We start from the raw sequence: 20068 nt of genomic DNA on the forward strand, positions 1-20068 counted from the left end.
CACTCCCTCCGGGCTTCGCCCGGAGCAAGCGAACGGTTGCGCTGCGCGCAACCGTGGCGCAGCCGCTCCGCGAGTGCGCCACGCCACGCCACTGCGTGGCGTGGCGTCAACTCGCGGGCTGCGCCCGCGAGTTGCGCGCGAGCCGCTGCGCGCCACGCGCGGCCGGCCGCGCTGCGGCCGCCCCAGCCTGAGCCCGGAACGGGCCTCCGCTGCGCTCCAGCCCCAACCCACCCGGCCCGTAGGGGAGCTGAGGGGAAAGCGGCAGCAGTGAGAGAGGGGGAGGCGAGGGTGGGATGGGTGCGGAGTGAAATCCGGGAGGGCGAGGGGAAGTGACGGAGGGTCGAGGGATCGTGAACCCCCGAGGCGGGCCTACCCCGATCGAGCGATCCGGGACGATTCGCGTGCTTCACTTTGATGAGCTAGATAGGGTCTGGAACCGATAGGGCGCACCCCCTGCACGCATAACAAGCCCATCTATTTCTCCTTTGAATTTCAGGGTGAGTCAATCCGTATAGAGGTCGCTCAATTGACCTTGGCTGGACTAACCTTAAGCACAGAACGGAACCTCAGAAATGGGAAACTCAAAATTCGGCGTGCGGAGGTACCGGAGCCGAACGGCCCCCGGGCCGGGCGGCGGAACCCACCGATGGCACCAGCCATGCCCTTGCTGCTGCTTGTCCGTCACGGCCGACACCACCCGAGACTCAGAGCCGTTGATGCCGCCTACGGTCTGTGCGGGCCCACGGGCCCGCACGCGAAGCTGCCTCAGCTATAGCAGGTCCGGTTGGTGCCTGCAGGAAGACCTCAGCCACTTGATACTTACCGAGATCAAGAACCCGCAGGTCAGCGCGTTGCGGATTGCGAGATATGCACCGGCTGAAGGGACGTATCGCGGTCGATCTGTCTCGACTGAGGGGGCACATCACCCGCTCAATGTCAACTGGAGGCGACACGTTTCAAGTGTTCGTGTCAAGTGCAGGCGACATCTGGGACGGATGTGCCTGGCGGGTCGACCGCCGGGCGGGCAGGGGGGAGATCTGTTCCCCCTGGGGGGACACAACTTGCGCGGCATGTCGTGTCGGAGCGACATCGGTTTCAAGTGGAGCTGACATACTGCTGCGCGTCCGGAGATCAACAACATGGGAGCAGCCTCGTGTCGACTGAGCCGCAGCGCCGCCGTCCGAGCGCCAAGGGGGCGCCTCAGCCGAAGCTGCCGCTGGACGATCCCGCCGACGCCTGGGACCGGCCCCTACGGCCCGTCAAGGACCTGGACGACGTCGCACGGCAGTACCCAGGCCGGAAGCTCTCGCTGGGCGAGCAGCGCAAGCCGATGGAGTTCTACGGGACGCCGGAGCAGCCGAACGCATTCTCCATGGACAGCCTGGAGTTCTTCCTGGTCATCGCGCAGTTCTTCCGCGAGGCGCTGCCCCTGCGGCTGATCCTGCTGATGATCGCCTGCCAGAAGGCCGGCGGGCGGATCCCCCTGACCCAGGACGAGATGGCAACCGTCCTGGACGTGGCGCGTACGAAGGTGACCGAGGCCCTGGGCGAGATCATGTCCCACGGGATCGTCTTCCGGGTAAAGCGCGGGGTCTACCAGTTCAACCCGCCCTACAGCTACCGCGTAGCGGAGTTCATCCCGGGCACCGAGATCATGGAGCCCGAGTACATCAAGGTCGACCAGCACGTCACCCTCAAGCAGATCCGTGCGGACCAGAGCCTGCCCGAGTTGGTGCGCTTCCCTTCATTGGAGAAGATGAGGCAGGAGATCGAGCGGCTGCGTAAGGAACGGGCAGACGACCGCGCTCGCCGGCGCCAGGAGCGGGCGCAGCTGAAGGAGAAGGGGACCGAACAGTGAGCGGTCTGCATTTCGCCGCCGTCAACGCGGAAGGCGTCGTCGCCGATCTCGATCTGCTGCCCGCGGCCTACCGCGTGCTGCTGAAGCTGCGAGCCCACAGCGAGCCCGGCGGCCGTATCGAGATCGACCAGGGCACGATCGCCCAGATGCTCAACCTGAGCCGGACGGCCGTCAACGCGGCCCTGCGCGACCTGGACCTGGCGCAGCTGGTGAAGAAGCAGCGCGCCGGCGTCTATCAGCTCAACCCCATGCTCGCCGCCTACCTCTCCCCCGAGGACGCCATCGCGGCCGTCAAGGCGATGCCGAAGAACGAGCGCCTCAACGCCACCGACTTCGTCGACCGCTACCGCCGGGCCGTCACCGCCTACCAGGATCAGCTCGCAGAGAAGCGCCGGCGCCGGGAAGACGCCAAGCGCCGCCAGAACCTCAAAGCCGTCTCCTGACTCGGTCACCCGGCCCGGCCGGACCTGGTCCTACGGCGCTGCAGCCCACGGTGCAGCGCCGTTCGTGTGTCTGGTGTCGGTGTCGACACCAAAGATCCCTGTCAGGCGGGACAAAGGTCCCCGCGCGCAGGGACAACCTGGTGCGCGGCGTCACTTTCGTGTGAGGGCGGCGAGTGTCAGGTCCGGACGCACGGTTCCCATCCAGAGGAAAAGTACAGGTCAGGGCCGCCATAGCTTGTACGGCACGGAGAGGCCAAGCAAAGCAGCGGGCGGTTGTTGCCCGTAGTTCGCGTAGCGGCCGTCTCCAGGACAATCCAGCCCTTCGCGCTTGTTGCACGGGTGGCACAGGAACCCCCGGGCAAGGCCGGACTCGTGTTCGTGGTCCAGGACCAAGGAGTCAGAGCGTGTTCCGCCACGTCGACCAGACTGCGCAGATCGCACAGCGGGCTCGCTGCCAGTCAAACATGAGGGTGAGGGCATCCCACGGATGAAGTTGCCGCCCATCCGGTCCTGGGACAGGCCAGAACCAGCAGGCGGGTACGAGCTGATGGAGCCACCGATCTACCAGCGGTCGCGCCCACCGGACGAGTAGCTCCACGGCCTGGAGCTCGTCAGGGGGTGAGGTGGCGACGACATGCCGGCACTCCCTCGAGCGTTCCGTTGCGACAGGGGTACTTGCCACTACCGCGGCAGCGGCCCGCTCGGCGACGCTCAACGATGACCTGCGCCAAGAGGACCCGCTCGATCAGATTGGGCGTCATCGACTTCGCGAGCATGGTCGGCACGGTAGGCGGTCCCACTGACACCGCCGTGCAGCAGACGAGCACCCACGTTTGCTGCACGGCGGTGTCATGTGCAGCAACGGGCCTGCCACCCGTGCAGCGCCCTTGTGCCGCCTGGCCGGCGGGCGGGAATGTCAACGCTCTCCGGAGTCCAGAGCAGCACCTCAGCCGTTCACGAGTAGGGGTGCCGGTAAGAACTGCGTCACCGGCCGCCCCGGCATCGGCAAGTCCAGGCGCGCCGATGCCGTTTGCGGCTGGTGACGCAGTTCTTACCGGCACCCCGAGTAGCAGCTGGCCAACACCGCGCAACGGGCCCCGCTGCAACCGGCATGGCACTGTGCAGCACAAACAACGGCGCCCCGGACGAAGGAAGTCCGGGGCGCCGCGCAACCCAGTGAGATCAGATCCGCCAGGAGCGGATGCGGTCAGCCGCGTCGTAGCCATCGGCGCGGCCCGCGTCGATGTCGCGGGCAAGGTCGATCAGGGCGCCGTACGGCGGGTCGACGGCCTCGCCCGCGGCGTCCATGTACGCCGTGGCGATCGCGGCGCCGTACAGGGCGTTGCGGGCCGGGAGGGGGCGCAGCCGGATGATGGCGTGCATCAGGGCCGCGGCGCGCCAGGCGTTGTCGACGGCGACGCCGACCTGGGGGGTGTTCACCCGGTGGCGCGCGACGGCGGCCACGAGGTTGGAGAAGTCGTGGACCGAGGGGTGCTTCGGCAGCACTTCCGCCTGGCGCTCCAGCAGCCAGCGGATGTCGATGTGGAGCTCCATGGTCAGGCAGCAACCTGCCCAGAGGCGTCCAGCCGGGCGGGAGCGTCATCGGGGAACGCCGCGTCGAACGCGGCCGCGTTGCCGGCGACGAACGTGCGGAAGACCTCGGCGGCGCTGTCCAGACGCGGGTCGCGGACCGCGTTGAGTGCGGCCTCGGTGATGAGCGCGGTGACCGTGGTGCCCTCGGCTTCGGCACGCTCCTGCAACTGCGCGTGGAGCTCTTCGGGGACCCGGATTGTCACTGACTTCGACATGCTCCGACCGTACAGCAGGGCGTACAGCACTGGGAGGGATACGACGGAACCGCACCCGGACGAGGTCGCCTTCCCGCATCGCGCAGCCGGTGCCAATGACACAGATGAACAGTGACACAGATGGTGACGACGACCTGGGAAAACAGGAGGTTGATGACACAGATCGACGCCGATGACACAGATCCGCGGTCCCCGGCTGGACCCAGCTCGCGTGGTCGCCTGACAAGACGCCGGACCCAGGACCCAAGGACCCGGGTCCGTACGGCGCAGCTGGGTCCCGTCGGGCGGGTCCGGCCGGGGTCATTGGCCGGCCTGCGACAGGCCTTCCATGAGCTGGGTGACAACGTCCAGGATCGACTTCCCGAACGCGGTCGGCGCGATCAGCACCCCCAGCGTGACGCAGAGGACCACAGTCATCCTCTCGTCGACCCGGCTCCGGGCCTGCGTACGGCGGCGCAGCCGCACAACGACGATGATGGCGAGCAGCACCGCCACGTTGATGGTCACGATCACGTGCCCGGACCTCCCGTCAGGCCACAACTCCCCTGAGAACACCGCACGTTCACTCCGGTGTTCTTGTGTAGCGCGAAATGACCAAGTCCGCGCCGGGGATGACGGGGGTTGGCGGCAATGCGGCCCTCCTGGCTTGATTGCGCAGGTCAGGGGCGCGGTGGGTGCGGGTGAGCAAGGCCTGCGGGAGCGGGTGACCTGTGCCAGTGATCGTTGATCGATTGCCGCCGAAGGTGACGGATGTCCGTTTGTGTCAGTGAGAGATGACCGCGCAGGTCAGCGCGTTGAGGGGCGACCCGGCACCTAGGCAGCCCGCCAGCCGCACGCGCCGGATCCAGATGTCGCACGCACGTTTGAATCGGGTGCCGGTGCCTGATGTGCTCGCCATGCAGCGTCCTGAACTGGGCGATCGCCCCTCGATGGCACAAACGGCGGTCCGTCGGCCTTCGGTGGCACGCGATCAACGTGCGCTGGCACGAGACAGCGGGTGCGGACCGTGACGGCGGGGCGATCGGGCAGGGGTGCTCTGTCACGCGTAACGCTGTCACGCTGATCCGGCCCGGAGGGGGGTGCAGGCCCGCCCCCCACCCCGAGAATCGGACATTAGCGGGCATTCTTGCGGGTGCTGTCACGCTTCAACCCGGGAGCGTCACGGTGATGTTGGGGTACGTGACGGCAAACCCCATCACGTTCGGTGACCGTGACAGGATGCCGGGCAACGTCATGTGACAGGTCGCCTGGGCGCCTGCCCTCGGTCATCAGGGCCAGGTCGGGGGCCAGACGTGCGGGTCTTGGCACTGCCCGCAGGCGGCGCAGCCGACGGGGTCGTCCTCGCCCTCGCAGTACCGCGGTTCGCCGATCGGGGGCCGGCCGCCGACGTGGACCTGGCCGTCGGCGGTGAGCATCTCGTACCGGGTGCCGCACCAGGTCGACTCCACCCACACGGCGACGACCGTGTCCGGGCCGCCCGTCACGACGCGGCCCCCCGGGCGCAGACCGGTTCCGGCCTCGTGGGCGCGGGCGAGCAGCGCGTTGACTGCGAGCGCGGCCGCGGGGTCGGAGTCGGGCAGCCGGTTGACGGCGGCCCGCTCGTCCTCGCTCAGCCCGTCCAGGAGGCCGGTGCGGGCCAGGGTGCGCAGCAGGGCGTGGCGCCGCACCTCGGGGGCGAGGGCGGCGCGGCGGGCGGCTTCGGCTTCCTCCTCCTGGCGGCGCTTGTCCTCCTCCAGCGCTCAGCCCGTCCAGGAGGCCGGTGCGGGCCAGGGTGCGCAGCAGGGCGTGGCGCCGCACCTCGGGGGCGAGGGCGGCGCGGCGGGCGGCTTCGGCTTCCTCCTCCTGGCGGCGCTTGTCCTCCTCCAGCGCTCAGCCCGTCCAGGAGGCCGGTGCGGGCCAGGGTGCGCAGCAGGGCGTGGCGCCGCACCTCGGGGGCGAGGGCGGCGCGGCGGGCGGCTTCGGCTTCCTCCTCCTGGCGGCGCTTGTCCTCCTCCAGCTGCTTCACGCGTTCGCGTTCGGCGTCGGCGGCGAGCTCGTCCCGGACCACGGCGTCGGTGTCCGGGTCGTAGGCGCCGCCGGAGTCGGCGAGCAGCTGCACGATGCGCGTCCACTCTGCGACTTCGGCCCGGCCCCGCTCATTGCCGGCGAGGTCCTCGCGGTCGCGGTCCATGTGCTGCTGCAGTTCGGCTTCCTCGAGGGCGGCAGCCGCCTCCGGGCGGGTCATGCCGCGGGCACGCCGGCGGACCGAGCGGCGGCCGATCTTCGCCTGGTCGACTGGCTCGCGGGGCACGGCGGAGCGGCCGGCGGGGACGCGCGGCCGCCGGCGGGATCGGGGTGCGGGTGTGCTCACCGGAGCCTCCGGAAAAACGAACAGATAGATGGGTCCGCTGTGCGCGGGCGCAGCGGATGGCACAGGTTTATAGCAGTTCTGAATTCCGTGCTGCTAAAACGAGATGTTCACCCATTCGACGTCGGTGAAATCCGCTCGGAGGTGCTTCCGGGTGGTGCCGCCCTCCTGGAAATAGGAGTAGGTGATGGCCTCCGCAAGCAGCGGCTGGAGGTCTTTGTCCGTCGCTCCGGCCTCCTTCAGCTGGAGGATCTGGGCGGCGTGGGAAGGTGAGACGGCGGTGATGATGTCCTTCACCCGGCCCTCGTCAGAGGTCCCATCCGCGGTGAACCCGAAGTACGCCCGGCACGATATGACGAGCCCGCCCGAGGTGGCCGCGTGCTGCCGTGCCTGTGCCCTGACCTGCGGTTGCCACTGTTTCTCAGTCGCTTCCGTCAGGGCCGCCTGGAGGCGCTTGTGGGGCTTCTTGGAGGCGCCCGAGAGGTAGCGCTCGACTGTGCTGCGGGAGACGCCCAGAGTGGCGGCCAGGGCCTTGGTGGAGCCCTTGGCGCGCGTGCGAAGGAATTTCATCTGGGCTCGGGCGGATTTCGGCGCGGGGCGGGTGAACACGGCGCGTTCCGCGCGCTGTAGGGCGTCGAGGATCTTGGCCGTGGCCCGTCGCGGGGCGGGTGGCTGTGTGGCGTCGTCGGTCATGGCCGCATGGAAAGCGGCATTGCCTGTGGATGGAGTCCGGCTGCCGGGCGCCAGCGGTGGGGAAGGATGGCGGCAGCGACACGGAGGGGGCAGCGTGCGGCTGACGATCGACACCGAGACGGATGCCTATGAGCAGACGATTGCCGCGGTCCATGCCGCATACGGGCTGCGCCCCGTCACCCCGGCCAGCTCGCCGAACGCCCCGGACGTGGAGCCCCGGCCCGGTCCGCAGAATCTGAGAGCGACGCTGAAGGCTGGAGCGACCAGCTGCTGTTCCAGATGCTTGCCGCGCTGATGCCCGGGGCCCGGGCGGTGCTGCGCCGGATCACCGACCAGCAGTACTTCGCCGAACACCCGACAACCCCGATCCCGCAGTCCCGGATCGGCGGGGCCCTGACCAGTGCCAAGGCTGTGCAGCGCCGGATCGGACCGGACGGTTCAGGCCCTTTGCTCCAGCGGGACGAGCGAGCACGGCGCTACCGCGTCGACGACGTCCTCGTGGCCGGGCTCACGAGGGCCTTCGCCCTGGCCGACGTCCGTCCCGACCTGCTGCGCGGTGAACCTGCCGCACCACCGGTCACCTGACCCGGCCGCGCCACCGGTAGAAGAGCGTCTCGCCCGGTCCCGCACTGAGCTGAATCGGCACGCTGGCCAGCAGGGTGCCGACGTCGATCGTCTGCCCGGGGTGCAGCACGGTGAAGCCCTGGCGCATGTAGTACGGTCCGAGCTCGCGCGGCGTCTTGTACCCGCCGAACAGCAGCATGTAGTCCAGCTGCCAGTACAGCTGCACGCACCGCTTCAGCAGCGAGGAACCGATCCCGCGGCCTCGGGCTTCCTCGCTCACCGCGACCGCTTTGATCTTTGCGTACTTCAGCATCGACAGCAGGGCGTACTGCTCGTGGCCCGGCAGCCGGGTGACTGTGGAGATGACCGTGCCGGACGGAACACCCAGCAGCGCCCCAACGACGTGCCCGCCCGCGTCCTGGGCGACCAGCGGCAGCGACATCGCGGCCGCCGCCGACTGCAGGTCGGGGTGCTGGTAAGAACCGTGTCATCAGCCGCAAACGAGAGGTCCCGACCGCACCACCACTGCCGTTGCCGAGGCTCAATCCCGCGGGTCTCGGGTCGCCGCGCCGGTGAAGGAGACTACCGACAGGGAGAGCAAGATCCCTCCCACGAGGCTCCAGATCTCCCACGAGACGTCGAAGAGCATGAGCACAAGGGGGATCACGATGGCCAACACGGCGAATCCGGCGCTGGCTGCGATGTAGTCGCTACGCGACGGGTCGTAGTGGTGGCGGTCGACCGGTGCTGCGGGCGGGAGGGAGGCGTAATCGGAGATGTAGGCGGCGCTGGCCCTCGCCAACTGCGAGGCCTTGCGGCCAGCTGCAGCGCGAAACCCGGCGAATTCGTCGCTGTAGCTGAGAGAAGTGCCGCACTCAGGATCAATCATGTGCCATCCGGTGTCCCCGGCCGTCTCGTAGGTGTAGCGGATTTGGTCGGAGAGGTCCTGCCACTCCGGTAGGCCGGTCAGTTCGGCTAGTTCGGCAAGTCGAGGGAGGACGTCCCTGAGATGCGCATGACCGTCCCTCTCGGTCGGGATCGGGCGGGGGTCGAAGATCAGGACGAGCCGCCTCAGGTAGTCGGTGAGATCGATCCAGCACTCATCAGGACGCGCTCCGATCTTGGACGTCGTGGTAGGTAGATGCTTGTTGATCCCTGCCAGCAGCCAGTCAGCCCTCATCGAGTCATACGGGCGGGAATCTGCAGGGGCGACATCGATCGTGCGGACGAGTGCTTCAGCCTCAGCGGCCGCAGCCTTCAGTACTTTAACTTCCCGTATGTCTCGCCGGACGGGAAGTAAGCCCTTATTCCCCCCTTTGTCCAGTTGGTGGTGAAGCCTCGCCCATTTCTCCTCCCATGCCTTCTTATCGGCGCCCAGGTACCCGGCCACATCAACGACCGCATCCATGCGGGGCAGTTTCTGCGGGCTCACGACTCTGGAGATGACGGCCTCTGACCGGTGAAGTTTTTTCGCGAGTTCGGCGTTGCTCAGGTCGCCGACCAACCGCCGCAGCTCCCCGGCGAACTCGCGCAACGGAGCAGGTAAGCCCTCCAGAGGCTTGCGCGGTGCCCCCCGCCCTGCCGTCCGGCCATCTCCGCCGGTGTCTCCAGCGCCCCCCTGTCCTGGCATGGCGTCAGGTTATCGGGTAACTCGGGCGGTCGGAATACGGGCGTTCCCCCTGGTCCGAGGCCATTCGGAAAGAAATCTGCGGCCAGATGGCAGCCCATTGATGAAGCAGAAAGAAAGATCGGTTCCAACGGTGTCGACCCCCGGCTACAACGAAGTTAGGCCCCAAACCCACGGGACCCCGACTTGTGAGAGCAGGGACACCATGAAGATCAACCGCTTCGGACCAACCAACCGCTACCTGGACCTGATCGTCTTCCTCGCCGTACTGGCCACCGGCATCCTGCTGATCCTCCTCCACGTTCCGGTCGAGTCCCTGGCCGCCGTTTCCGCCGCCCTCTCCGCCCTCTACCGCATCTGGATCAGCGCGCGGCCCTCCTTGCCACCCCCCGACAGCACGGGGCCAGAGAACGGCATCCGACCCGCCCCGTCCGACCCGGCCGACACTACCGAGCTGAAGCAGCTCGTCGGCTAGGCCACCCTGAGGCGGCCGGGGCGAGCGACTGTCCTAGCCGCCTCGCTCGTTTGCGGCTGGTGACACGGTTCTTACCGGACCCCCAGGTCGCCAGCCGCTGCCGCCCGGACGAGCGGTTCGGTCAAGCGGGCGCCCGAGAGGGCGTCCAGCAGCCATGTCCCGCACCGCCCTTCGGCGAGCGCCTCAAGGTGGCCGGTCTCCAGGTTGTCGGCCGCCGTCTTCAGCAGGGAGGTGACCGTATGGGCCTCGTCTGGCAGCGCGTAGCGGATCCGCGCACCGTGCGGCCCGGGTAAGCCGTCGATCACCTTCTGCTTCGTCACCCGCGCCAGCCCGGTGGACGGCTGCTTCTTCTTCGTCTTCTTCGCCATCCCTGAGAGCTACCCCCGCCGCGCCGGCTGGCACCCCGACCAGCGACTGGCTCCAACAACCAACGCACGGATTCGGTCGTTCGTGTTCACGCGCGGACGCACCACGCAGTCGGCTTCGACTTCGACGAAGCCGACTGCGCCCGGGGCTTCGGCACCCTCGTGCGCGATCAGTTCACCGCAGGACCTGAATGATCGCAGTCGCGGTTGCTCCCATCGCGCTCATGACGCCCGCCAAGAGGATCAGCAGCCGCTTCATGTAGTCCGTGCTGATCGACGGTTCCACCGGAGTGACGGTGAGTGGGGGCGGCGTCTTGCGGTGCCGCAGATTCGCGATCTTGATGCGTGTCACCGTGTAGTGCCAGATCAGTGTCCGCTCCTGATCTACGCCGCATGCTCGCAGGAATATGGTGAGCCACTCGGTGGTGGGCAGCTCGTCCCCGTTGAGCACGTGGGCGAAGGTCGCACCGGAGATGGGATAGAACGGTCGGCTACGCCGTTCCAGGTCGCCTATCGTCAGGCCCTTGTCCGCGACCAGCTCGCGCATCACGGAGAGCACGTCCTGAGGGGTCGTACACAGCGCGAGCGCGGTGTGCACATGGTCGACCGTAAGGCTGCTGACCCGCTGGGCTTCGTCCGGGAGACGGGCGTCCATCTGCATGTGGGCGTCCATGAACTGCTGCACCAGGGTCAGCAGGCCGTCCGGCTGCGCCGGGGCGACATCCTCCGGGGCCGTGACGGGCTTGCGGATCGCCGCGCGCAGGCGGGGGTGGTGTACATCGGCCCGCTCTTCGGCGCCCTCGTCCTCGCCGGGATCAGCCTCCGCGGCACGCAGCTTGGCTTTGCCGGCGGCCTCCTCCGTCGCGGCACGTGCCACGGCGTTCTTGTGCAGGCGATGCCAGGGCGTGAGGTCGCCCGTGAAGCCGCAGCCGCGTACGAACGCCTCCACGACCCCCCACTTGGGCACGGTCTTCCCGGACGCCGCGGTCGACAGCGCGGCCGAGGAGTAGTGGGACTTGCCGGCCAGGTCCTTGTAGGTGAGGCCGCTGGAGCGGCGGAGCGCCCGCAGTTCGCGGGCGAGCTCCGCCACCTCCATCGGCGTTGTTGCCGGAATGTCCTTCTCAGGACGCGCCACGCGTGCCCCCGCGCTGGTGCCGTGCGGCGTTCCGGGCGTGGACGCGACGCGCGAACCGCTGAGCACCGCGATGCAGCTGACGGTGCCGTAGGTGCCGGGGCGTCGCCGCTCCCGGGAGCTGGAACATCTGAGGTGCGCCGGGAACAGCGCCGTGGCGGTGGCTGCGGGTGCAGCGCACGTATCCGGGACGGGCTCCGCCCACCCGTCCGTGTCCGGCGCCGAGTTCACGGTGGCGTGCACGCCCGTCCTGCCGGTGTCGGCCGTCGTAGGCGGCCGTACGCACTTCGTCGGGCGGCGCCTCGTTACGGGCTCGTACGACCTGCAGGAGGAGGTCACCGACGGTCCCCCCGACGAGGCCGCCGACCAAGGCGCTGATGGTGGGATCGCCGATGACGGCCTGCGTGGCGGCGCCGGCGGCGGCCCCCGCGCCGTTGGCGGTGAGCGCGGCGAGGATCAGTCGCCGTCGCTTCCTGGGGGTACGACTGGAAGGAGACATCACAACTCCCGGTTCGAGGACCTCGTGAGGCCCTGTGAGGAGGGGATGAGCGAGGGCGGCTCCTTTCGGAGGGCCCTTACTCGGTGCCCGCTCCGGCAGATCCGGAGCGGGCAGGGTGAGCGGCCTGAGTGCTCAAATCCGTATTCAGTTGGGACGAGCCTGGCCCGAGACCGAGAGGGGGAGCGCCAACTCCCGTACTCCCAGCGGTGACCCGACGGTCACCAGGACTTCCGCGCGCGAGACACAGTCTGCCCCACAGGGCTACCGATCTGATACTGACTGCACCCCAACCTCACCCCCCTTGTGAGCTCGTGAACAACGAGCCGTCACCGACACAGGCATGGTCAACACGGGCGTGAAAAACGGGGATCTGGTATAGCGCCAGGTCATTGACTGACCCAAACGTTCATACGGTTATGCCCGGTTTGGCCGACTTCATCAACGCGTAAGAGTGAGAAACAAAACTCTGCGAACAACCTCATGCCGGTCCATTTCTGCAGGTCAGAGTTATGATTTGGTTGTTGGAGTTCTTCAGCGGTGTCCCGCGACGACTCCTCACGGACCCCTCGGCGCGTAACCATGGGGACTGCGGTCAGCGCCAACTGACCGCAATAGGGAGACATCTCAAGGCCTGAGTGCTCCTGTGGGCCCCCTGTTTCGGCAGGGGGCCTAGAACGTGGCTGCGCTAGATAAGGCCTTTGCCCCGCTTCGCGACCGTCAGTGGTCATCTCTGAACAATCGGCGGTCGGGCTCTCTCGGTGGAGGAGCAGTTGTGATTGATGTCACCTGCGTGCGACATGTCCGCTCTGCGCACCCATGATCGTTTCCGCATAGCGCTGATCCTTTTCGTACCGAACCGGTCAGAAGCGTGCGGCCCTATGCATCGGGTCACCGGCGGGTGAAGTCGTGGAGCTGGTCGGCGAGGCGTTGGTCGGGGCGCTGGACGATGATGCAGGAGCCGGTCTTCGCGGTCGCGAGGCGGTCGACCTCCATCTCTAGTCCCCCGGTGGGGGCGCTGGCGCGGCTGGAGCCGGTCTTGCGGACGTACGACGCGACGGCCTCGAGGGTGGCGAGGAAGTCGCCGTCTGGGGCTTCGGATTCGAGGACGTCGTCGGTGACCTCGTGCAGCCAGTGCCGTGCCTCCCGCGTTTCGCCGAGGGCGAGATGGTGCAGATGCAGGCAGTAGGCGGCGGCGCGGTGGCCAGCGCCGGCTGCAAGCTGCCACCAGAACTGGGCGCTCTCGCGGTGGTCAGTCAGGTAGAGCAGGCACGCGAAGACAAGGGCACCGTCCACGTCCAGGTGGCGGTCGTCCTTGAGCGTCTCGGATTCCTGGGCGAGGCGGTCGACCTGGTCGGCAGCGTCGGGCTTGTTGAGGATCCAGCGGCACACCACGGACAGCCGTTGCCCGGCCTGGGCGGCGCGGACGGTGTCCGGGTGCGGCTTGGCAGCGACGGCGGCCGCGTCGACGGCGAGGCGGCGCAGGGCGGCGCCGACGTCGAAGCCGTCGCGGGGCCCGGTGGGGATGCGGGCGTCGGCCAGGAGCTCGTCGATGGCGGTCACTGTGCTGCCCCCTTCTTGTTCTTGCTGGGCGCCGCGGGCAGTCCGAGCCGGATGCGTAGGCGTTCTTTGCCCTTGCGGCCGTGGTAGTCGACGGTGCGGGTGTCCAGGCCCATGTAGCGGGCGATCCGCTTGGTGGAGTAGCCGAGCAGATGGCGCAGGACGATCACGGTGAACTGGCGGGTGGGCAGCTCCAGGATCGCCTCGTACAGGCCGCCGGCACGGCTGTTGAGCTCCAGCTGGCTGCGGACCGCTTCAAGGTTCTTGGCTATCGGACCGTTGATGAGGAACGCCGGCGGGCGTCCGTCCTCTTCGAGGCGGCGAGTGACGCCGCGGTGCAGCACGGCAAGTGTCTGCTGTTCGAGGTCGCCCTGCTGCAGCAGCTCGTCCCAGCCTCCGAGGATCTCCAGGAACACCTGGTGGACCACCTGTTCGGCGGTGCGCCGACTGCCGAGGTGGATCTCCGCGAAGTCGTGGAAGAACTCCTGATGCCCGAGGTAGAAGCCCTCGAAGTCGAGGGGCAGATCGGGGGGCGGGGCCTGGACGGGCTGGCCGTGGCCGCCGTCCTGGGGCGATACGTCAGTGGTGACGTCGCCGTTGCCCATGCGGTCCTCCAGGCGGTGAGCACCGGTCCTCTCCGTTGAGGCCGGCGGGTTCGGACGCGGGATAACTCGCCCGCGTGAGCGCCCCGTTGAGTCGGGCTCTCAGGCACCACCCTGTCGTTTTTCGGGTCACGAAACTCATGCGCCCCCCGAAAATCGTGACTGTGCGATCTTCTCCATAAACGGAACGTGATTGCGATGATGGCTTGTGTGTTCGAAATTGAGGTGTGACCTGCAGCGATGTAGGCAAGCGCGGAAGATCTCATTTCAAGCACCGTCGGACTCGTGGCACAGCTCACACGTCTTCGGTGATGCGTGGACATCTCGTGAAGCACAAGGGGTCACAGGTGGCCGTGTACGCGCAGAACCGATCTGCCGTCACCCGATGGAGGAAGACGGGTTGGTCTGCTCTACCTGGAGACGCAGAGGCGCTCTGGCGGGTGTGGGTCCCTGGTCAGTACGTTCCCGGGGGCTGGGCGACCGAGGGGAGACGATGACCGAGCGGGGCACGGCGCGGGCGCTGCGGATCGCGATGTGGGTGCTGATCGTCGTCGCCGTGCCGCTGTACCTGGTGTGGCTGGTCCAGGTGTCCTACCGGACCGGGCAGCGGCTTCCCGAAGGCGACACCAACCGGTGGGCGCCGGTGGTGCTGCTACCGCTGGCCGCCGTGGTGTTCTGCGTGATGGCCGGCTGGACCTGGTGGACGAGCATGGTGGCGCGCTCCGGCTCGCTGCTGCGGGAACGGTGGGCCCTGGCGGCCCTGACGTTCACCGCGGTGACGTCGGTGTTCTGTGACGTGGCAGCCGTCGACGACCCCTCGGTGTCCACCGGCCTGCTGAGCCTGGTGGTCACCGGGCTGGGCATGGTCGGGCTGTTCTTCATCCCGGCCGCCGTCTCTCGCCAGCTCCCCGACGTCGTCCGGCAGCGCGCCGCGCGACGCACCCGCCCCGGCCCGCAGTAGGGCGCCGAATAGCTCTTTTATCCGGCGCCGTCTCACCGTCCGGGGCATCTGGAAGTGCGAAGTGCGGAAACGGTGTGCGTGGGGAACAGCAGGAGCGCCATGCTGAGCGCCATGCCGAATCTCGCACATCCCCTCTTCAGCGCTCCCGTTGACGCTGTCGACACCAAGTTGGTCCGCGACTTCCTGGCCCTGGAGCTGGAGGAGAGCTTCACCGTGGACTATAAACGCGGCTTCGACGCAGCAGCCGAAACTGTCGCTGCGATGGCCAACACCTACGGCGGCATCATTCTCATTGGCGTCGATGCACGCCCGGCCGACAAAAACTTGCCCGGGGCGCTGGTGGGGGTCAAAGCGATCGACAAGGATCGGCTGGTCAGCAAGATGGCCACCACCTTCGATCCGCCTGGGTGGACACCCGAGGTCATCCCAGTGACTGTCGATGACAAGTTGCTCCTGGTGGTGCGCATCGACCCGAACACGGTGCCGCAGCCGCTCTTCCACCAAGGGGCGGTCAGGATCCGGCTGGATGGTCGAAACGCGACCGCCGACCGCCGCCTTGTCCAGGTGCTGTTCCAGCAGGCCGACGCCGCTCCGGCCCGCACATACTTCAGCGACCCACGCTTCGCCCCTGACAACCACGCGGCACCGCACGTTCGGGATGCATATCGCACCCTGCCGCCGGATCTAGTGATCCGCGCCGCAGCTTCTCACCCCCTGCGGCGGGACATGGTCCGCCTCCGCCTGCACGGCACCACGGTCGACGCCCTCATGCGGTCGTTGTGCGCGCCGGGATTCACCGGCACGCACGCGTTGCCGGAGCGGCTGCACATGTTCGCCCGGCGGGTGAACTCCCAGCAGTACCAGGAACCGTGGGCGATCGATCCCGAGCATGGCCACGCCTGGTTCGTTCGGCTCGCAGCTGGCCACGAAGCGCCTCCCTCCAAGCAGCACGACGCCCGCGTACGTCTGGAGTGCACGGCCAGCCTGGCCAACAATGGCACCAGCCTCGACGTTCTCTTCGATCTGCTGTTCTGGACCGGGGGCCAGAAAATCGCGGACGATCTGTGGGTACAAGGCTGCTACGAGGCAGTGCGCGCCCTGGCCCGCAACGCCCTGCCGGCCCTCACCGAGCGCCTGCTCGGAACGGCGCTGATGCCTACTCCGCCGATCGAGCTGCATATCGCTTCCGGCAAGCAGGACCAGCCGTCGCTGGACGCCACGCTCAATAGGGACTGTCTCGGCCACCGGACCGGCACCGGCAGCCTCCGCCGCGGCAGCGACTACCTGCCCGATGAGCTCGTGGCAACCGGCGATCTCCCGGAAGCGGTCACCGAGGCCCTGCGCAACATCGCCCTGGACTGGCGCTACCTCCATCCCCACATTCCCGTACTGGGCGACTGACCTCCCCGCACCCCGTCCGCGCGGCACGATGCGGTGCCGGGTGCTGCCGCCCGGCGCTGGTTACTTCACGGCGGTGAGGTTCCGCACGCGGGGCACCCGCGCCCCTGCTTGACGGCTGAGAGGCGGAACCGGCCGACCAGGCCGCAGGTCAGGCACTGGGCGGCCCACGGTGCGGTGACTGAGCGGGGGAAGGGTTCGGTCGGGCGGAGCCCGGCGCCGAGCATGATCTCGGTGGCTCGACGCAGGCTCTCCCACCCACGCCACCTCCTGCGTTCTTCGTCTTCGGCCGTCTTCTTGGCCCTAGCCTCCTCTTGCTCTTTCGCCTTGACCCGGTGATAGGCCTTGATCCAGATAGGGAAGCGGCGTTCTTTGACTTGGCAGGCGTACAGGTATGACCGCAACTGCTCGACACTGCTGGGCAGTTGTTGACGGTGGGAGATCCGGTATGCGGCGCTCCGGGACAAGAACGCGAACCGTTTTCGCGTCTCGTCTGCGTCCCGTACGGCGGCCACCCGGTCTTCCATGGCCTGCATGGAGGGGCGATCGTCCTCCTCCCAGGCTCTGGCCAACGCCCTGCCGAGTTCGTCCGGGGTGCTCACCATGCGCGGATGCGGAGCTTGGGTGAGAGGGCGGCGCTGCCGTCCAGGGGAGCGTGTGGCCTTCTCGTAGAGCCGATCTGCCTCCTCGGGGTCGAGCCCCAGCTTGGCGACGTATCCGTCGACGACGCACCTCTTGGGTGCGACAGCACCGGCTTCAGCCCGCTGAATGGTCGAGGTTGACTTTTCGATGGCATCGGCCGCCTGAGCCTGAGTGAGCCCGAGCGCGGCGCGGCTGCGACGCAGGGCACAGGCCAGCTGGCCCACCACGCTGTCGCTGTCCGGCACCTCCTTGAGGCGCCGGACCTTCCGAACGGTGGACATGTCGCGGGGTCAGGCGGGGGTGGCCTGCAGCTCCGCCCAGGCAGGGCGCAGGAGTGCGGTGAGCCTGCTGGTGGTGCACGCCCGCACTACAACAGCACCGAAGAGACCGGCGCAGCCAACGACGAGGACGGCGTCGGCCGGCTTCATCCCCTTGATGACCAGTACGGTCACGAAGAGGACCATGACCGTGATGATGACGGCCTCGGGGAGGTTCGGTCGTGGCCTCGGGCCGACGATTGAGTTCAACATGTCCATCTCCTGCACGAGTTGTACGTGGCCATGCCTGACGGCAAAGCGATTCTGGCTCCAACCAGGTTGTGCCGCTGGGCGGTTGGCTCGCCGGTCGCGGTGACGGAAATGCTGCCACCCTGCGACCGCACGTCACGACCGATCGCGGGATTTCATCCACGCGCATCTCACCCTCAAATTTGGTGGCCGATAGGCATATGCGGGGGCCGTAAGGCAGACCTTTGGCCAGAGGATCGGAACGCTCCGTGACGACGAAGGCGCCGACCAGGGTGGTTGCGGGTTCGCTCGCCAGTACCAATCCGGAAGCACGCCACAACTGCGCAGATGATCATGTAAACACCCAGACGTAAACCAGTTTGGGTTGCCCACGAAGCCTCGACGCTGGGAGCATCCGGCTACGCCCCTGCACCACATGGCTCCAACCAGGTTGATCAGGGACATCATGTGGGCCCTGGTTGGCTCCGGGCCCGCAGCAACGAGCCGACAGCACATGCTGTCGGCTCGTCGGCGTTTCCTGGCTCTCCGCTATGCCGTCCTTTGCTGGCCGGCCAGCTGACCGCGGCTGTCCTTCCGTAGGATGCGAAGCGCCTCGTTCCCGGCAGCTGGAATGCCGGGTGTGACTGAGCGCCTCACTTGGCCATTGAGCGCTCTGGTTGGCCGCCCTGGCACTCAGCTTCGACCCGCTCCGGCCCGGCCAGCCCGCGGCTCCGCGCCCTCACTGGTCGGTCTGCTCTCACCAGGTCGAGGGCGAAGATGCCGCGGGTCCACCAGGCAGGGTTCAGGCCCGGGTGGCAGCGACCAGCACCCCCACGACGGTAGCCATGAGCGTCATCGCAGTGAGGGCCCCTGCGAGCGGAGCGGACCATGCGGGGCGGTAGAGAAGCAGCGCGAGTACGCCAGTGCCGATGAGGACAGTGGCAACGACCAACAGCAGGATAAGGAGCAGGACAGTCAAACTCATGCCTGCTCGCCCCCCTTCCCCGGTCGCCACAGCCCAGCTGGCTGGCCCGGCTGCTGCTGCTCGCGGCGGCGTTGCTGTTCGGCGACCCAACGCCCCGTCTTGCGTCGTACGCGTTCCCCGAAGCGGACGGGATCTGCTGCACCGGCGTACAGCGCCGCATCCGCCCACGTAGCCACGGCAGGGTGGACCCATGCCATCACCACGGCCCCTTCCTCGGGAGCCAAGGACCTCAGCAGCGCGGTGAGGCGCTGGTCGGCAAGGTCGGTGCCCAGCGCCAGTGCCTGCGTATCAGGGCTGCCGGTAACAAGATCGTGCAAGGACAGGCCGTCGCCCATCGGGGTATCAAGAAGCAGAACTCTTGAGCGCTGGGCCCGGCGGCGCCACAGCGGCCTTAGCTGCCGGTGGATCGTCTGCGCCTCCACCCGCAGATAGCGAGCGAACGTGCGCCCAAGCACGCCCCGCTCGTCGGTGCGCAGGCGATCGCCCCAGTCTCCGACCACGGCGGTCGACACCGCCTCACGCCACAGGCCGGCCTGCGGCAGAGCCAGGGACGCGGCGAGCCGGTCAACCGCCTGGAATGTGCCTTCATCTGTGATTTCCGCGCACGCCCGGCCTGCCCAGTAGACCTCCGGGGGCATGGGGACGGTGATGGCGAGCGGCGGTTGCTCTGCGGGCAGCGGTGACCCAGGCGACAGGGTGCCGTCAAGGACGTAGCTGAAGCTGAGCTCCCCCTGGCCGATCACCCTGGCGTTGATGGCGACGCCACGGCGCCCCTCGGTGGTCCGCAGGGGGCGTGGAGACGAGTCGACCACCGACTCGAGGCTGGACGGGATGGTGTTCACAGGGTGTACCTCCGGCGATAGACAGCTTCACCCTTCGGTCTCCGCACCACCGGTGGGCCAGCAAAAAACTTGGGGATCATCGGTGTGATGCCGGTCACATCGCGTGAGGTCATGCTCGAGCTGGCCAACTACGGCGCTCCGACCGGCCAACCGTGGCGCTCAGTCACACCGGGGACGAGTGCGCTTGTGCGGGAGCCTGCGCTACAGCTCGATCTGGATGTGTTCCACGTCGGTGAACTCCACGCCCAGGCCCGCGGCCCGGGTGTTGTTGGCGCGGAAGTACATCCGTGCGAGGCCGTCGGCCGCGATCTGCTGGAGCTGCTGCTCGGTGGCGCCCTGCTCGCGGGCGGTGAACAGGCGGTCCGCGAACTCGGGCGGCAGGGCCTGGGTGATGTCGCGGATGCGGGCGTCGTCGGTGGTGCCCGGCGCGGCGGTGAACCCGAACCGCGCGCGGGTGGAGACGACCAGGCCGCCCGTGGACGCGGCCCGCTTCTTCGCCTTCGCGCGGATCTGCGGCTGCCACCGCTTTTTGACCTCACGCTCTATGCGGTCGCGCAGGTCGCGGCGGGGCCGCTTGAACTTGCCCGCGACGTACCGCTCCACGGTGCGCTGGGAGATCCCGAGAACCTCCGCAGCGGCCTTGGTGCCCTTGAGCTGCTTGACCAGGTACTTCATCTGCGCCTGGGCGCTCTGCGGGATGCGGCGGGTGAACGCCCCCTCCAGCGCGGCGTCCAGGCTGTCCCCGATCGAGTCGGCCATGACCT

At 67.9% G+C, this 20068-nt stretch carries 24 protein-coding genes; 6 read left to right on the forward strand and 18 right to left on the reverse strand.

Annotation, left to right across the window (positions count from 1 at the left end; translation table 11 throughout):
- Positions 1-1153: 1153 nt before the first annotated feature.
- Together ACZ79I_RS00005 and ACZ79I_RS00010 are read left to right on the forward strand one after the other, a co-directional pair.
- The gene (locus ACZ79I_RS00005; protein ID WP_471492872.1) at positions 1154-1858 is read left to right on the forward strand and encodes a hypothetical protein; all 705 of its coding nucleotides are present in this window, start codon (positions 1154-1156) and stop codon (positions 1856-1858) included.
- Positions 1855-2301 (forward strand): helix-turn-helix domain-containing protein, encoded by a 447-nt coding sequence (locus ACZ79I_RS00010; RefSeq protein ID WP_471492874.1) that lies wholly within the window; start codon positions 1855-1857, stop codon positions 2299-2301. The genes ACZ79I_RS00005 and ACZ79I_RS00010 overlap by 4 nt, the downstream gene beginning before the upstream one ends.
- A gap of 219 nt (positions 2302-2520) precedes the next feature.
- Here the strand turns inward: ACZ79I_RS00010 and ACZ79I_RS00015 are convergent, their stop codons facing one another.
- The 7 genes from ACZ79I_RS00015 to tpg (ACZ79I_RS00045) all read right to left on the reverse strand — a co-directional run bounded on the left by ACZ79I_RS00015 (position 2521) and on the right by tpg (ACZ79I_RS00045) (position 7149).
- The gene (locus ACZ79I_RS00015; protein ID WP_471492876.1) at positions 2521-2805 is read right to left on the reverse strand and encodes an endonuclease domain-containing protein; all 285 of its coding nucleotides are present in this window, start codon (positions 2803-2805) and stop codon (positions 2521-2523) included.
- 678 nt (positions 2806-3483) lie between these two features.
- Positions 3484-3855: a toxin Doc gene (locus ACZ79I_RS00020; protein WP_471492878.1), complete on the reverse strand. Its 372-nt coding sequence runs from the start codon at positions 3853-3855 to the stop codon at positions 3484-3486.
- 2 nt (positions 3856-3857) lie between these two features.
- Positions 3858-4109 carry a YlcI/YnfO family protein gene (locus tag ACZ79I_RS00025; protein WP_471492880.1) on the reverse strand — a complete coding sequence of 84 codons (252 nt, stop codon included), beginning with the start codon at positions 4107-4109 and terminating at the stop codon, positions 3858-3860.
- A gap of 300 nt (positions 4110-4409) precedes the next feature.
- Positions 4410-4619: a hypothetical protein gene (locus tag ACZ79I_RS00030; RefSeq protein WP_471493042.1), complete on the reverse strand. Its 210-nt coding sequence runs from the start codon at positions 4617-4619 to the stop codon at positions 4410-4412.
- A 758-nt stretch (positions 4620-5377) separates the two neighbouring features.
- A complete protein-coding gene (locus tag ACZ79I_RS00035) occupies positions 5378-5776 on the reverse strand; it encodes a hypothetical protein (protein WP_471492882.1) in 399 nt (132 codons plus the stop codon).
- Positions 5719-6399 (reverse strand): hypothetical protein, encoded by a 681-nt coding sequence (locus ACZ79I_RS00040; protein ID WP_471492884.1) that lies wholly within the window; start codon positions 6397-6399, stop codon positions 5719-5721. Before ACZ79I_RS00040 ends, ACZ79I_RS00035 begins: the two co-directional genes overlap by 58 nt.
- 153 nt (positions 6400-6552) lie before the next feature.
- Positions 6553-7149 (reverse strand): telomere-protecting terminal protein Tpg, encoded by a 597-nt coding sequence (gene tpg / locus ACZ79I_RS00045; RefSeq protein ID WP_471492886.1) that lies wholly within the window; start codon positions 7147-7149, stop codon positions 6553-6555.
- 279 nt (positions 7150-7428) lie between these two features.
- Here tpg (ACZ79I_RS00045) and ACZ79I_RS00050 point away from each other — a divergent pair, with 279 nt between their 5' ends.
- Positions 7429-7734, forward strand: coding sequence for a hypothetical protein (locus ACZ79I_RS00050; protein WP_471492888.1), 306 nt, complete (start codon positions 7429-7431; stop codon positions 7732-7734).
- Here the strand turns inward: ACZ79I_RS00050 and ACZ79I_RS00055 are convergent.
- Both ACZ79I_RS00055 and ACZ79I_RS00060 read right to left on the reverse strand, forming a co-directional pair.
- Positions 7727-8155: a GNAT family N-acetyltransferase gene (locus ACZ79I_RS00055; RefSeq protein WP_471492890.1), complete on the reverse strand. Its 429-nt coding sequence runs from the start codon at positions 8153-8155 to the stop codon at positions 7727-7729. The genes ACZ79I_RS00050 and ACZ79I_RS00055 overlap by 8 nt on opposite strands.
- 99 nt (positions 8156-8254) lie before the next feature.
- Positions 8255-9247 carry a hypothetical protein gene (locus tag ACZ79I_RS00060; protein ID WP_471492892.1) on the reverse strand — a complete coding sequence of 331 codons (993 nt, stop codon included), beginning with the start codon at positions 9245-9247 and terminating at the stop codon, positions 8255-8257.
- Positions 9248-9545: 298 nt separating this feature from the next.
- On the opposite strand from ACZ79I_RS00060, the gene ACZ79I_RS00065 reads away from it, so the two are divergent.
- Positions 9546-9815 (forward strand): hypothetical protein, encoded by a 270-nt coding sequence (locus ACZ79I_RS00065; protein WP_471492894.1) that lies wholly within the window; start codon positions 9546-9548, stop codon positions 9813-9815.
- A 71-nt stretch (positions 9816-9886) separates the two neighbouring features.
- On the opposite strand, the gene ACZ79I_RS00070 is transcribed toward ACZ79I_RS00065, so the two are convergent.
- The 5 genes from ACZ79I_RS00070 to ACZ79I_RS00090 form a co-directional block, all read right to left on the reverse strand.
- A complete protein-coding gene (locus ACZ79I_RS00070) occupies positions 9887-10183 on the reverse strand; it encodes a hypothetical protein (protein WP_471492896.1) in 297 nt (98 codons plus the stop codon).
- Positions 10184-10355: 172 nt separating this feature from the next.
- On the reverse strand, positions 10356-11315 hold the full coding sequence (locus ACZ79I_RS00075) for a helix-turn-helix domain-containing protein (protein WP_471492898.1): 960 nt from the start codon (positions 11313-11315) through the stop codon (positions 10356-10358).
- A complete protein-coding gene (locus tag ACZ79I_RS00080; protein WP_471492900.1) occupies positions 11302-11811 on the reverse strand; it encodes a hypothetical protein in 510 nt (169 codons plus the stop codon). Before ACZ79I_RS00080 ends, ACZ79I_RS00075 begins: the two co-directional genes overlap by 14 nt.
- 888 nt (positions 11812-12699) lie before the next feature.
- The gene (locus ACZ79I_RS00085) at positions 12700-13371 is read right to left on the reverse strand and encodes a hypothetical protein (RefSeq protein ID WP_471492902.1); all 672 of its coding nucleotides are present in this window, start codon (positions 13369-13371) and stop codon (positions 12700-12702) included.
- Positions 13368-13973: a sigma-70 family RNA polymerase sigma factor gene (locus ACZ79I_RS00090; RefSeq protein ID WP_471492903.1), complete on the reverse strand. Its 606-nt coding sequence runs from the start codon at positions 13971-13973 to the stop codon at positions 13368-13370. The genes ACZ79I_RS00085 and ACZ79I_RS00090 overlap by 4 nt, the downstream gene beginning before the upstream one ends.
- 490 nt (positions 13974-14463) lie before the next feature.
- Here ACZ79I_RS00090 and ACZ79I_RS00095 point away from each other — a divergent pair, with 490 nt between their 5' ends.
- Together ACZ79I_RS00095 and ACZ79I_RS00100 are read left to right on the forward strand one after the other, a co-directional pair.
- Complete coding sequence (locus ACZ79I_RS00095; protein ID WP_471492905.1) at positions 14464-14931, forward strand: hypothetical protein; 468 nt, start codon at positions 14464-14466, stop codon at positions 14929-14931.
- A 99-nt stretch (positions 14932-15030) separates the two neighbouring features.
- Positions 15031-16332 carry an ATP-binding protein gene (locus tag ACZ79I_RS00100; RefSeq protein ID WP_471492907.1) on the forward strand — a complete coding sequence of 434 codons (1302 nt, stop codon included), beginning with the start codon at positions 15031-15033 and terminating at the stop codon, positions 16330-16332.
- A gap of 65 nt (positions 16333-16397) precedes the next feature.
- Here ACZ79I_RS00100 and ACZ79I_RS00105 read toward each other — a convergent pair whose 3' ends face one another.
- The 4 genes from ACZ79I_RS00105 to tpg (ACZ79I_RS00120) all read right to left on the reverse strand — a co-directional run bounded on the left by ACZ79I_RS00105 (position 16398) and on the right by tpg (ACZ79I_RS00120) (position 20063).
- Positions 16398-17216, reverse strand: coding sequence for a helix-turn-helix domain-containing protein (locus tag ACZ79I_RS00105; RefSeq protein ID WP_471492908.1), 819 nt, complete (start codon positions 17214-17216; stop codon positions 16398-16400).
- Positions 17217-17261: 45 nt separating this feature from the next.
- Entirely contained in the window at positions 17262-17501 is a 240-nt protein-coding gene (locus ACZ79I_RS00110; RefSeq protein WP_471492910.1) for a hypothetical protein, read from the reverse strand.
- Between the two features lie 957 nt (positions 17502-18458).
- Positions 18459-19304, reverse strand: coding sequence for a hypothetical protein (locus ACZ79I_RS00115; RefSeq protein WP_471492912.1), 846 nt, complete (start codon positions 19302-19304; stop codon positions 18459-18461).
- A gap of 201 nt (positions 19305-19505) precedes the next feature.
- Complete coding sequence (gene tpg, locus ACZ79I_RS00120) at positions 19506-20063, reverse strand: telomere-protecting terminal protein Tpg (RefSeq protein WP_471492914.1); 558 nt, start codon at positions 20061-20063, stop codon at positions 19506-19508.
- Between the last annotated feature and the right edge of the window lie 5 nt (positions 20064-20068).

The organism is Streptomyces sp. PSU-S4-23, assembly GCF_055632315.1.